Below are 13,647 nucleotides of genomic sequence, written 5' to 3'. Positions count from 1 at the left end.
TTATCTGAACATCAGAATACAGTAGTTATAGGGGATGAACGCCGCCGCCCCCGAAGGGGGCCCCGGCGGCGGATCTAGGGACTAAATCATAATTGAAAGATCAGGGAATGAGATAGGAATTTCATGTTGCACTTTGGCCCGGAATTTGCCTTCTGGGTTCAATAACAACTAATAGAAATAGCGCTTTCTTCAAATCTCTCAAATTTCACTCAAACCTTAGCAGCCTCGCGTTCACCGCCACGATAACCGTCGAAACCGACATAAGCACCGCACCTGCCGCCGGCGATAAGAGGATCCCCTCTCCGTAGAGTATCCCGGCCGCGAGAGGTATCGCGACCGCGTTGTACCCCGTTGCCCAGAGAAGGTTCTGCACCATCTTACGGTAGGTGGCACGCCCGAGCTTGATCACCGAGACCACGTCGTCGGGGTTGCTCCGGACGAGCACGATGTCGGCCGCCTCGATGGCCACGTCCGTCCCGGCCCCGATGGCGATCCCCACGTTCGCCTCGGCGAGGGCGGGGGCGTCATTCACCCCGTCACCGACCATTCCCACCAGAAGGCCGCGGGCCTGGATCTCCCGGACCTTCTCGGCCTTCTTATCGGGGAGGACGCCGGCGAAGTACTCGCTCATCCCGAGCTCGCGGGAGACGTACTCCGCCACCTCCTTCCGGTCCCCGGTAACCATCAGGCACTCGATCCCCATGTCCTTCAGTTGTGCGATCGCGTTCTTAGATTCCGGGCGGACGATGTCCGCGAGCGCGATCGCCCCGCAAAGTTCGTCATCGATCAGAACATAGACCACGGTCCGCCCTTTGGCCGCGGTCTCGTCGATCCGGGCATCAGATACGGTTTTTTTGAGGGATTCAAGGTGCATGCCGCTGACTACCATCACCCTGTGCCCGTCAATCGTCCCGGTGACGCCCTTGCCGGGCATGGATTTGAACTCATCCACATCATAGCGGGTCTTTCCCGCCTTGGCGATTGCCTTCCCGATGGGGTGCTCGGAGAGGGACTCGAGCGAGCCGGCATAGTCCCGGAGCACGGCCTCGTCGCAGAGACCCCCCAGGCGGATCACGTCGGTGACCTCGAACTCTCCGAGGGTGAGGGTCCCGGTCTTGTCGAAGATGATTGCCTGAAGCCTCCGGGCGTTCTCGAACGCGGTGCGGTTCCGGATGAGGAAGCCGTGCCGTGCGGCGAGCGCGGTGGAAACCGCCACTACCAGGGGGATAGCGAGCCCGAGCGCGTGGGGGCAGGTGATCACCATCACCGTCACGCTCCGCTCGAGGGCGAAGACGAACTGCTGCCCGGCGACCAGGAACCATGCCACGAGCGTGATCGCCCCGGCCGAAAGACCGATGATGGTCAGCCATTTCGCCGCCCGGTCGGCGAGGTTCTGGGTCCTCGAACGGGCGGTCTGGGCCGAACGGACCAGGTCGATCACCTGAGAGATGTACGAGCTCTCCCCTGTCCTCGTCACCCGGACCACAATCGACCCGTCACCGTTCACCGACCCCCCGATCACCTCGTCCCCGGTTCCCTTGTACACCGGGACCGACTCCCCGGTGAGCATCGACTCGTCGACGCTGGTCTCCCCGGACACCACCTCCCCGTCGACAGGGATACGTTCTCCCGGTTTTACCCGGACACGCTCCCCTGACCGGACCGATTCGAGGGAAACATCCTCTTCGCTCCCGTCGTCCCGCACCCGGTGTGCCTGGGAAGGGAGGAGCTTTACCAGTTCCTCGAGCGCCCGGGAGGTGCCCATTACGGACCGCATCTCCACCCAGTGGCCGAGGAGCATGATGTCGATCAGGGTAGCGAGCTCCCAGAAGAAGATCGCCCCCGAGATCCCGAACGCCTCGAACAGGGCGATGCTGGAATACACGTACGCCACGATGATGGCTACTCCGATCAGGGTCATCATCCCCGGCTGGCGCCGGCGGAGCTCCTTCACCAGCCCGGAATAGAACGGCCAGCCGCCGTAGAAGAACACCGCGGTGGAGAGGAGGAAGAGGACGATGGCATCCCCCTCGAAACGGAGGGAGAACCCCAGCGCCTGCTGGATGAGGGGGGAGAGTGCCAGGATAGGGACGGTGAGGATCACCGAGACGATGAACCGATTCCGGAAATCGGTGGCCATCACCTGATGCATGGAGGCCATCCTCATGCCTTTACCGGCTCCCATCTTCATATCCCCGGCCATATGAGGTATTCTTTCGCGATATGAGTATTTATGGATGACTTACAGGAGTGACCCCCATTTCCCGCGAATGAGAATTTGTGGAGTCATGAATGAGTTACAGGCGGGGACCTCCCGTTTCCCTGATCCCGATCATCCCTAAAGGAACCTTATAAGCAGGCCCGCGACGCATTAACTGCAGGAGTAGATGTTATAAGATGAGAAGAGAAATGAATCGCCCTGAATATATATGGTGGAACGGGCGATGAAGACATTATCATTCGAAGATCTCGGCCTTTCCCTGCCGCTCCAGAAAGCGGTCTCGGAGATGGGGTTCGAGGAGCCGACCCCTATCCAGTCCCTGGCAATACCCGCGGTGAGGGACGGGCGTGACGTGATAGGACAGGCCCACACCGGTACGGGAAAGACCGCCGCGTACGGAATTCCCCTGCTGGAAAAAGTCGACGTGGCAAAACCCGCGATCCAGGCCCTGGTGCTCTGCCCGACCAGGGAACTGGCTATCCAGGTGTCGGAAGAACTCCGGAGGCTGGCGATTCACCTGAAAAATATGAGTGTAATCCCGGTCTACGGGGGCCAGCCCATCGAGCGGCAGTTCGCCGCGCTCCGGAAGGGCGTGCAGGTGGTGATCGCCACCCCCGGACGGCTGCTCGACCACCTGCAGCGGGGTACCATCCGGCTCGACCAGGTGAGGATGGTGGTCCTCGACGAGGCGGACGAGATGCTCGACATGGGGTTCTCCGACGACGTGGAGGCAATTCTCCGGAGGCTCCCGAAGGACCGGCAGACGGTGCTCTTCTCGGCCACGATCTCCCCGGAGATCCGGCAGCTCGCGGAGAAGTACCTGAACCAGCCGTTCCCGGTGAAGGTGCTTCACGAGCAGCTTACCGTGCCGGGGATCGAGCAGCGCTATCTCGAGGTGGGGGACCCCATGAAGCCCGAGGCCCTCTCCCGGATGATCGACTTCTACAACCCCCGGCTCACCCTGGTCTTCTGCAACACCAAACGGAAGGTGGACGAGGTGGTGAGCACCCTCCAGGCCAGGGGCTACCAGGCCGAGGGGCTCCACGGCGATATGAACCAGACGCAGCGTGAACGCGTCATGACCCGGGTGCGGGCCGGGTCGACCGACATCCTGATCGCGACCGATGTGGCCGCCCGGGGGATCGATATCGAGCAGGTGGAACTGGTGGTCAATTACGACGTCCCCCAGGACCCCGAGTACTACGTCCACCGGATCGGGAGGACCGGGCGTGCGGGAAGGAGCGGGCGGTCGATTACCTTCGTATCCGGGAGAGAGGTCTGGAAATTAAAGGATATCCAGAAGTTCGCCAAGATCCGGATCATGCCCCACCCCATCCCCACCGACAACCAGATCGCCGAGCAGCGGGCGGCGAAGCTCCTCACCCGGGTCCGGGCCGAGATGGACAAGGGCGGGCTCGAACCCTACATCCCCAGGGTGGAGCAGCTTATGGGCGACGATTTCACCTCGCTCGACGTTGCGGCGGCACTGATGAAGATACAGATGGCCCCGCTCGGCGGCGAACCGAAGAAAGAAGGGCAGGAAGCGGGGAAAAGCAGGCCGGGCCCGTCCCGGAGCCAGGGCCGGTACCCCGACAGCCGAAGGAAAAAAAGGAATTACAGGTCGTAAGAACTGAAACCAGCGGTTCAATAATTATTTAATCCTGATCCATCCTAATTTATCTCATATTTTGGCCCGGCGACGGGTCCGGGGGACAGCCGAAGTGATCACGGTTCTGCTGGTACACGATAACACCGAACTCATCGAGGGGGCCCGGTCGTACCTCGCGAAGATGGGCGAGGTGAGGGTGGATGCGGTACATTCCGTGAAGCAGGCCCTGGAGATCCTGAAGAACAGGAATTACGACATCATCGTCTCATATTACCAGATCCCCGAGGTGAACGGGATAGAGTTCCTCGACGACATGAACGGGATAGAGCTCCTCCGGTTCCTGAAGTCCCAGGGGAGCACCAGCCCCTTCATCCTCTATTCCCGACGGGGCGACCGGCTCGTGCTGGAAGACCTTAACGCCGCAGGGGAGTCCCCCCTCCCAAGGGGCAGCTCGCGGCCCCAGGTTGCGGAACTCCGCGACCTCGTGCACCAGGCCGTGATGCGGAAGAAGATCGAACGGGACCTCTCCGCCCGGTGCGACACCCTCGACGCGATCCTGAACGCCACCCCCCTGTGGGTATGCCAGATGCACTCCTCGGTCCTCGACTGGGTGAACGGCGCCATGACCCGGGGCCTGGGATACGAGGAGGGAGCGCTCGCCGGGAAGTCCGCGCTCTCGCTTTTCCCCGACAAGGAAGAGTGCGACCGTGCGTTCCGGGAGATGACCATCCGGGTGGACGAGGAGGGCTGGGGGTTCTCCGATACCCGGATGAAGAAGAAGGACGGAACGGTGATACCCTGCAGGACCAGGATCCGGCTCGCCGACCTCCACGACCACTCCCGTGGACAGGTCCTGGTATGCGAGGACCAGAGCGAGAAGGTCCGCCTCGAGGAGATGGTCAAGGAGAGCGACCTCCGCTACCGGGAGATGCTGCAAAGCTCGGGGAGCATCATCATGAAGCTCGATCCGGAGGGCACCATCACTTTCTTCAACAAGTTCGCCCAGTCCTTCTTCGGCTATTCGGCCCCGGAGATCATGGGGAAGAACGTGGTCGGGACCCTGATACCCGAGGGGCGGCGGAACCTTGAGGTGACCGGGTTCGTGCAGGACATGCACATGAACGGCGAGAACTCCGCCATCCGGATCAACGAGATGGTCCTCCGCGACGGGGAACCGGTATGGATCGCCTGGGTGAACAGGGCCGTCCGCGAACCTGACGGGCGGATCAGGGAGATCGTGTGCATCGGGCACGACATCACCGACCACTCCGGCAGAGACCGGAAAAGGATCAGCACCGCGATGTGGAAGGACCGGGTGATATCCGGGACCGACATCACCGACGAGGTCTTCGACGCGGTGTTCAACATCTGCCTGGAGATCGCCAAGGAGGGACGGGAAGGCAAACAGCTCGGGACGGCGTTCATCATCGGGGATACCGAGAATGTGCTCCAGAAGTCGAAGCAGCTGATCCTGAACCCCTTCGCAGGGCACCGCACCGAAGACCGGATGATCGTGAACCACGACATCAAGGAGAACGTCAAAGAGCTCGCCCAGCTGGACGGGGCGTTCGTGGTCCGGGGCGACGGTCTTATCGAGGCCGCGGCCCGGTACATCACCATCGATACCCACGAGGTGGGGATACCGAAGGGGCTCGGAACCCGGCACTCCTCGGTGGCGGCGATCACCATGGTGACCGGGGCGATCGGGATCGTGGTGTCCCAGAGCGGGGGAAAGATCTCCATCTTCCGGAACGGGCGGATGATCCAGGAGATCGCCTGATCGGGCTGATTTGGGCGGTTTGCACTTTATTCTCAATTTGGTCGAAGAAGAGAGATTGCCTATGACGCTCCAGGGGCTGCGCCCCGCCGCTGTGGCGCCCCAACGGGATATGCCTGGTCTGTGGTTAGGCCCAATCTTTTTGTGGCTTGTATTGACGATGGATTCCGGACATTACCCTACCGTTCAAACTTTTATCATAGATATCGCGCCGGGGGCTGCCGCAGTGGCGGGGGCGAAGCCCCCGAGAACGTCATAAAAATGGGATGTTCACGCTAGAAGATTACATTTACATTACCTAATCCAGGAATTTCACAAAAAGAGGATTCAAAAAATCTTCAGAACTGAATTCGAATTATGACGCTCCAGGGGCTCTGCCCCGCCGCTGTGGCGCCCCAACGGGATATACCCGGACTATCGTTAGGCCTAAGAATTTTTTAGACTTTAGTGAGCGTGAACTCACCGATATCCAGCACACCATTCTGGACCTACCCTCCGGTTCAAACTTTTGCTAGAGATATCGCGCCGGGGGCTGCCGCAGTGGCGGGGGCGAAGCCCCCAAGAACGTCACGAAGAAAGGAGGTCAGGAAAACCAAAAAAACTGAATTTGAACTATATGACACTCCAGGGGCTCTGCCCCGCCGCTGTGGCGCCCCAGCGGGATATGCCCGGACTGTCGTTTGTCCTGATATCTTTCACATCCCGTGATTCTCTGCAATTCAACCGGGAGAATTTTCCAGACTGCCAGCCACTGATCCGATCAATCATCCTTATCAGGATACTTCCCGCGCCTGCATGCTTCCTCCCCCCTCTTACCCCGGTGAACGGGGATAAACTCTTTTGCCCGGCGCTCCCATGGTGAAACGATGACAGGAGGGAGCCCCCCTGCCCGGCCGGCACTGAAACGCGAGCTCGGGCTGCTCCAGGTCACCGCGGCCGGGGTGGGAATTATTCTCGGGGCGGGGATCTACGCCCTCATCGGCGAGGCCGCAGGGCTCGCCGGGAACGCGGTCTGGCTCGCGTTCGGGTTCTCCGCCGTGGTGGCCCTGCTCACCTGTTTCTCCTACGCCGAACTCTCTTCGATGTATCCCCGGGCCGCCGCCGAGTACGAGTATACCCGGCAGGGGTTCGGGCCCGAGGCAGCATTCCTCATCGGGTGGCTGATCATCTTCTCCGGGGTGGTGGGTGCTGCGACGGTGGCCATCGCGTTCTCCGGCTATTTCCAGGCGCTGTTCCCCATGCCCGCGTTCCTCCCGGGGGTGGGGATCATCCTCGTGTTGGCGGCGATCCTCCTTTACGGGATCCGGGAGACCGCCTGGCTGGCGATCTCCTTCACCATTGTCGAGGCGGGCGGGCTGGTGGCGATCATCATTGCCGGAATCCCGTTCCTGGGGAGCATCGACTACCTGGAGATGCCGCTCGGGGTCCAGGGCCTGTTCTCCGCCGCGGCACTGGTCTTCTTCGCGTTCATGGGATTCGAGGAGATGGTGAAGTTCGCGGACGAGACCAGGAAACCGGCCACGGTGATTCCCCGGGCGCTCATGCTCGCGATCGGGATCTGCATCGTGCTCTATGTGCTGGTCTCAATCTCCGCGGTGAGCGTGGTGGGATGGGAGGCCCTGTCTGCATCCGATGCGCCGTTCGTCACCGTAGCCGGGGCCGCCTGGGGGGCCGACGCCTCGGTGGTGATCTCGGTGGTGGCCCTCTTCGCCACCTCCAACACCGTGCTCCTGATGCTCCTCGCGGCCTCCCAGATCACCTACGGGATGGCAAGCGCGGGCTCTCTCCCGGAACAGATCGCGTTCGTCCACCCCGGGAGAAGGACTCCCTGGGTGGCGGTGCTCGGGGTCAGCGTGGCGGCGATATGCTTCACCGTCCCCGGGGACCTCGGCATGGTCGCCAACGTGACCAATTTCCTCCTCTTCGTCACCTTCCTGGTGATCAACGCGACGGTTATCGTCCTCCGGTACAGGAGTCCCGGCCTCGAGCGGCCGTTCCGCATCCCCCTCGCGATCGGACGGCTCCCGGTCCTCCCGGTCCTGGGAATCCTGTCGAGCGTATTCATGATCGCCCAGCTCACTCTCCCGGTGATCGCCCTGGGCGTCGGGATCATTGTTATCGGAGTGCTTATCGCATATTTCTTCAAGAAAAAAGGTGCGGTCACCGGCTGATCCACGGTTCGTTTGTCCGGAGCGACCCTGCGAGCCCGGGGAGGAGGGCCCTGATCGAGCCTTCGTTCCGTGCCTCCCTCACCATCTGTTCCGCCAGGCTTCCGGACTCGATCCTCCTCTCTATGTAGGGAAGGTACCTTCGCTCCTCGTCCGTCGCGGCCCTGCAGGCCTTCCGGTACAGGGCGCGGAGTTCCGGGCGAAGTGCGGCAGTCCCGCCTTCCATCGCCTTCCCGGTGAGCTCCACGAGGGCGTCGCGGTCCTCCTCCAGTGACAGGTCCCGGCAGGACACCAGCGCCCGGACGAATGCGCAGACCGCCATGTCGGATCGCACGCATTCCTGCTCGTCCAGGGCCTTGATCTCGATGCAGGGGCGGGAGAAACGGACGATCAGCCCCCGGGAGGCGACCCACTCGTCGCAGAGGATATCCCCGTCGAGACGCCGGAGCGCACCGTAAATCCGCTCCAGGGAATCGAGATAGTCCTGGAGGGATCGCAGCCGTTCCGGGATGATGTTCTCGCAGATCTCCGGGATCCTCGCCTGGTTCTCCCGGTAATACCGGAGCCGGTTATCCGCAAGGCCGGTAGGTCTTCCCTCGACGAAGGGTGATGCCGCGGTGATGGCGACCAGGTATGGAATGAGCGCCCTCACACGGTTGTAGAGCCACACGAGGTGGCCGGTGTCCCGGTAGGAGAGGTTGATCTGCAGCGCCTGGATATTGAGCCACCCGTGCTGGCGGAGCCCGAAGATCCGGTCGTAGGCCTGGTAGTACTCATGCTCCCCGTGGTCCCAGACCGAGGTCTGGTCCAGAGTGAGCAGGGGGTGCATGCCGAGGCCGAGCAGGGAGTACCGGGACCCGAAGCGGGAGAAGAACCCCTCAATACCGGGGAGGAGGCTCGCCTCCAGTTCGGGGACGTTCCGGGCCGGTGCCGGCGGTATGAACTCGATCACCGTCTTCTGCAGTTCTTTTCCGAGCAGCACCCCGGAGAACGGGGTCTCGTCCGCAGGGTATCCTGCAACTTCCGCGAGAATCGTATCGGAACAAGGCAACGGGGTATAATCAGGGCCGTTGATGGAGTATTCATGCTCGGTGCCGATCAGTTCCGTGAGAACGCCTCCAGGGGGATCTCTGCCACCTTATCGGTCTCGGGTTCATCGATCCGGAGCACTATTGCGAGCTCGGCCGCCGGGAGATCCCTGACCAGGCGGGAGATCTCATGGACAGCCCGGTCGTAATGGACCCTGTACGCCCCCGGAGTCCGCCGGAACAACCCCGCGAGGGGGCAGATGCCCTCGTGTTTCAAGTAGATCTCGAGCATCCCGTCCCTGATATCGAAGGTGAACGGGCCCGCGATGCAGGTCTCGGGCTTGATGCAGTGGATTGCGCACCTCCCTTCCCGGAACATGGTGCACCAGCCCCGTTCGTCAACCGCCATCCGGTGGTATCCCGTGAACTCGATGTTCCCGTTTCCCACGCCCCGGGAGGTGATAAGGGTCCTCCGGGAGGGGGAAAGCGGCGGGTGGGCGCCGTGGCAGCACCGCCCCCCGCAGTCACAACAGATGGCCTCGGCGGTAAGCAGCCAGTCCTCGTCCATGTTCACGCTCCCAGGAGGTGCCCGACGATCTTCCGGTAGACCAGGGGATAGTGCGCGTCCTCCCCGCTCTCCAGGGAGGGGTTGTCATTCACCTCGATCACGCAGGCGTGCCCGTCGGCCTTCTTGATATCCACCCCGTAGAGCCCGTTGCCGATCGCGTTCCCCGCCTCGAGCCCGAGGTCGAGCACGTCGGGAGGGATCTCCTCCGGGGGGACGCTCAGCACGTCGCAATAGACCACGTGCCCGTTCACGGAGGCCTGGATCTTGAACGTGGTGGTGGGGATGGTGTACTTGCAGGCATAGAGCAGTTCCCCGCCGAGCACCCCGATCCTCCAGTCGTACTGGCTCTCCACGAACTGCTGGACCACGATCCAGTCTGAGAGCTTGGAAAACCTCCGGGAGACCCGCATGAACTCCGCCGTGTCCTGCACCTTCTCGACCCGGAGAGAGAACGAGGTGGACGGCTCTTTTATCACCAGGGGGCGTCCCAGCTCACCGAAGAGCTCCTCCGCCTTTTCCGGGGAGAGCTCGTGACGGGAGAGGAAGATCGTCCGGGGGATCGAGACCCCTTTCTTCATCAGCTGGCAGTACATGTTGATCTTATCTGAGCAGACCCGGATAGACCGTGGGTCGTCGATCACCGGGATGTCATGGAAGCTGGCCATCCTGGCGGCGACGTAGGTGACGTTCATCGGGTCGGTCCGTGCCCGGATGAAGAGGGCGTCCATCTGGGGGATACGGTGGATGTCCACCGGGAAGATGAACTCCACGGAGTGCCCCATCGCCTCTGCCACGTCCCGGCAGTGGATGAGGGCGGTGAGCTGCTCGGCTGAAGAGAGGGTCTTTCTGTCCACAAATATGCCGAGCCTGCTCATAGGAACTCCTGGCGTTCGATATATGCATGGAGCAGCGTCTTCTCATCCCGGGAGAGGGCCGAGTAACGGCACGGAGCAAGGGAAGAGAACGCATATTCCCCAGCCCTCTCACGGACCACCAGGGTCTGGAGGGGGATTCCGAAGAGGTCGTAGATCTCTCCTGCGAGGCGGGAGAGACCTGGGTCTTCGGTGGTGACCCTCCCGAATACGGAGTGGACCCGGTGGATGTAGTCCCCATCCCCGAGCCCCTGGTAGCAGAAGGGATATTTTCCACAGTTGGTCACGTGTTTTATCGCCGCTTTGGTCTCGTCGGGGCCCGCGACCGGGTGGTAGTCCGAAGACGTGGCGAAATAATTGATCCCGTAGAGGAGTGCGGGAAACGGGACGTAGGAATGGGAGATTCCCCACTCGCAGACCCTGATACCCGCGAGCCGGGCCTTCTCCAGGCATATGGGGACCACGCCCGCGTCCAGCACCGACTGGCTCGTTGGCGCGATCGCCACCCCTTTCATCTCCTGGGAGAGGATGGTATAGTAGGTGTCGCTCTTGTAGGAGTAGTTCTCGCTCACCACGTGGGTCACTCCCTCCCGGCGGACCATGTAGGTCTGGTCCTTCACGAGCGGGGGGTCCTTCCTAGTGCCCATTGTTCACTCCCTGGAGATCCTGCCCTGATCCCGGCCCCGGGAGCGGCTGGCCGTTTTTTTCTCTCCCCTGGCGGTAATGATATATTGTCCCGTCGGAGGGTAAGCCAGGTTCTTTAATAATCCGAGAAGAGAGGGTGTTCGTCGTGGTTATCCTGCATCCCGTAGAGGATGAAATATTCCGACAATGATCGGAATCGCCGTCTGATTCCTCGTCGTCCTGCGTGAGCATGTCGTTCACTCCCCCGCGGGGGGAGAATCATTCCACAGCTGATCTCGCCTTCATAGGTTAAAGGTATTCACGCCTGAGCGGAGTCCGACGGGGAAATCAGTCAGTTTCTTCTCCTCCCGGGAGGACAAATTTTTTCGCCACGCAGGGTAAAAGAACCCCCATGGAACTGCGGATCCTGGTGGTGGTCCTGCTGGCCGCAACCGCATGCTGCGTGGCCGGCGCGGCGGCACACGTGCCCGTGCTCGCTCCCGGGGGGACGTCCGTGCAGGGGGCGGCCGTCGTCCCCGACAACGCGAAATCGTATGCCTGGTACGGGACGGCCGGATCCCCGGGCGGGATGGAGTACTACCGGCTGGAGTTTGCACGGGGAGACTCCATGGTCTTCTCCCTCTCCACCCCGGACCCCGGATTCCTTCCCATGCTCTCCCTCCTCGTCCCCGGGAACAGGACCGGCGAGGTGGTGCCCCCGGGCATCGATCTCCCTCCGGGATACGAGGTGTTGGGGGTTCCCGGAGCGCTCCCGCTCCGTGCCACCTATGAACCGTTCACCCCGATGGCAATGTACGAGATCTCATCGCTGGAGGGGCCTGCACCGGTGGACGGCGTGTATTACGCGGTAATATCCGCTCCGTCTGCCGGACGCACGATCCTGGCCACCGGGTATCTCGAGGAGTTTTCTCCCGCCGAATGGCTGGGCATTCCGGTGGAGGTAGCCAGGATCCGGCTCTGGCAGGGCCAGTCCCCGTTCCTCCTCGTAATCCCCTACGGTATCGGGTTTCTCGTAATGGGGTTCCTGTTATGGAGAAATAAAAAAGAATCCCGGAATACCCCCGGAATATACGGGTGGTCCGGAATGGGCGCCGGAGCGCTCTACGTGGGGAGCGGGCTCCTCGTCCTCGCGGAGATGGGGATCGCACTCTCCGTCACCGGCTGGGACTCCGGAGCCGGTCTTACCCTGATCTTTGCGGGGATTCCCCTTGCCCTGGGTGCGGGAGCGTTCGTGTTCAGTCTTCGCGCAGATGGAGCCCCGGGGTTCGCGCAAAGGATCGGGATGCTGGTCATCGCGGGGCTTGGTCTCGTCTTCTGGGCCGGCATCCTGGTAGGACCCGCACTCGCGGTACTCGCGGCGATTGCACCTCCCTATGGCACCGCGTGAGGGAGGAGGGAAAGGGGTTTATATCGGGGGAATACTTGTTGATCTCCGTATACGGGGATTTTTTTTCAGGACGAACACTCCTGCCGCCCGGGCCCCGCAGGAAGAACCCAGGTCTCAATAGGTCTCATCAAATATATAGAGGTAGCCGGATCAACTCTCACTTTCAGATCGAATGAAGGGAGCGGAGCGGGCTGGGACCGTGTCGACCTCGGATCACCAGAATATCCCCGGTCCGGTGCCCCCCCATCTCATTCCGTCATCCTCACTGGAATGTACTTCGGAAGATCCGGTATAATTCGGGGAATCCGGTCGGATGTCCACCGGACTGTGAGGTTTTCTTTGTATCGAAGAGGAAAAATTGTGTTCAGATCTTCGATTCCACGAGGTAATTGATTACGTTCTCGGAGATGTCCCCGGAGTATTCCCCGGCCCTGCGGATGCTCTCGGCGATGTTTCGCAGCGAAATGGCCGTCAGGGGCTCCTGGCTCATCGCGAGCGCATTGATCTCCTCGCAGGCCCTTTCCAGCGCACCTACCTGCTCGATGTTTTTGTTCGCCTCCCTGATATCCGACTGGAAGTAGGAGACGATGCTCTTGTCAAAGAGGGAAAGGGAAATCCCGCTCGCCTTCCGGACCGCCTCGATAAGGTCCTCCGGGAGTTCCCCTTCGGGGAGTTTACGGGCATTGTCAACCCAGCGTACCGCGTGATCACCGATGCGTTCGATGATCCGGGAGATGACGTACGTGTTGATCACCATGCTGGTTGAGACCGCCATCTTCCGGGAGAGGTTCGCATTCTTCAGGATGATGTTGGTCTGGCGCGCCACGAGCCAGTTGAGCCTGTCGACGTCGTTGTCTCTCGCGGCGACGTCGTCGGCAAGGTTCGGGTTCCTCGTTTCCAGGACGTTCATGGCATCCAGGTACATGTTCTTGACGATGACGTACATCCGCTTGATCGTGTTATTGAACGGCATCTCCAGGGGATTTAAGAGGTCTTTCAGCACCACCGAATTGTCGGTCTCTTCTACCACCTCCGGTCCGATCGTCATCTGGGTGAAATCCCGGACTACCATCCTCACCGAGGCAGGGAGCCGGTTCTTGGAGGTGATCTCGATCGTCGTGTAGCCGGCGATATAACTCGCAATCAGGAGGCGGAATAGGAACGCAGGTTCGTGGATCGCGGTCACGTCGAACTTTTTCGCTCTCTGCACCTGGACCTCGGTGATGTCCTTGGTGACGAGCAGCGTCCCGTCGGGCTGCACAACCAGGCCGAGGGGATCGTTCTTCTTGATCTTCAGCGACTCGGCCCAGTCCTTCGGGAGGGTGATTACGTACGAAGACCCTCCCGTTATCTGCACTTTCCGGATTTCCAT

At 61.3% G+C, this 13,647-nt stretch carries 10 protein-coding genes; 4 read left to right on the top strand and 6 right to left on the bottom strand.

The annotated features are described in order from the left end of the window. Window positions 1-205: 205 nt before the first annotated feature. Entirely contained in the window at window positions 206-2,185 is a 1,980-nt protein-coding gene (locus tag J2741_RS03840) for a copper-translocating P-type ATPase (protein WP_245249386.1), read from the bottom strand. Between the two features lie 259 nt (window positions 2,186-2,444). On the opposite strand from J2741_RS03840, the gene J2741_RS03835 reads away from it, so the two are divergent. From J2741_RS03835 to J2741_RS03825, 3 genes are all read left to right on the top strand, one after another. Next, entirely contained in the window at window positions 2,445-3,848 is a 1,404-nt protein-coding gene (locus J2741_RS03835; protein ID WP_209673705.1) for a DEAD/DEAH box helicase, read from the top strand. Window positions 3,849-3,942: 94 nt separating this feature from the next. Next, window positions 3,943-5,610, top strand: a complete 1,668-nt coding sequence (locus J2741_RS03830) for a PAS domain S-box protein (RefSeq protein ID WP_209673704.1) — start codon at window positions 3,943-3,945, stop codon at window positions 5,608-5,610. An 863-nt stretch (window positions 5,611-6,473) separates the two neighbouring features. Next, window positions 6,474-7,778, top strand: a complete 1,305-nt coding sequence (locus J2741_RS03825; protein ID WP_209673703.1) for an APC family permease — start codon at window positions 6,474-6,476, stop codon at window positions 7,776-7,778. Here the strand turns inward: J2741_RS03825 and J2741_RS03820 are convergent. From J2741_RS03820 to J2741_RS03805, 4 genes are read right to left on the bottom strand one after another with little or no spacing between them, the layout of a single operon-like run. Then, a complete protein-coding gene (locus J2741_RS03820) occupies window positions 7,768-8,826 on the bottom strand; it encodes a glutamate-cysteine ligase family protein (protein WP_245249385.1) in 1,059 nt (352 codons plus the stop codon). The genes J2741_RS03825 and J2741_RS03820 overlap by 11 nt on opposite strands. Window positions 8,827-8,873: 47 nt before the next feature. Continuing rightward, window positions 8,874-9,371, bottom strand: coding sequence for a YkgJ family cysteine cluster protein (locus tag J2741_RS03815; RefSeq protein ID WP_209673702.1), 498 nt, complete (start codon window positions 9,369-9,371; stop codon window positions 8,874-8,876). A gap of 2 nt (window positions 9,372-9,373) precedes the next feature. Further along, entirely contained in the window at window positions 9,374-10,246 is an 873-nt protein-coding gene (locus tag J2741_RS03810) for an ATP-grasp domain-containing protein (RefSeq protein WP_209673701.1), read from the bottom strand. Continuing rightward, the gene (locus tag J2741_RS03805; RefSeq protein ID WP_209673700.1) at window positions 10,243-10,890 is read right to left on the bottom strand and encodes a RimK-like ATPgrasp N-terminal domain-containing protein; all 648 of its coding nucleotides are present in this window, start codon (window positions 10,888-10,890) and stop codon (window positions 10,243-10,245) included. Before J2741_RS03805 ends, J2741_RS03810 begins: the two co-directional genes overlap by 4 nt. A 389-nt stretch (window positions 10,891-11,279) precedes the next feature. Here J2741_RS03805 and J2741_RS03800 point away from each other — a divergent pair, with 389 nt between their 5' ends. Next, the gene (locus J2741_RS03800; protein WP_209673699.1) at window positions 11,280-12,275 is read left to right on the top strand and encodes a hypothetical protein; all 996 of its coding nucleotides are present in this window, start codon (window positions 11,280-11,282) and stop codon (window positions 12,273-12,275) included. A gap of 364 nt (window positions 12,276-12,639) precedes the next feature. Here J2741_RS03800 and J2741_RS03795 read toward each other — a convergent pair whose 3' ends face one another. Then, on the bottom strand, window positions 12,640-13,647 hold the full coding sequence (locus J2741_RS03795; RefSeq protein WP_209673698.1) for a phosphate signaling complex PhoU family protein: 1,008 nt from the start codon (window positions 13,645-13,647) through the stop codon (window positions 12,640-12,642).

The organism is Methanolinea mesophila, assembly GCF_017873855.1.
Lineage (GTDB): Archaea > Halobacteriota > Methanomicrobia > Methanomicrobiales > Methanospirillaceae > Methanolinea_B > Methanolinea_B mesophila.
Note: the sequence above shows the minus strand (reverse complement) of the source record. Positions and strands in the feature narration are given on the sequence as shown.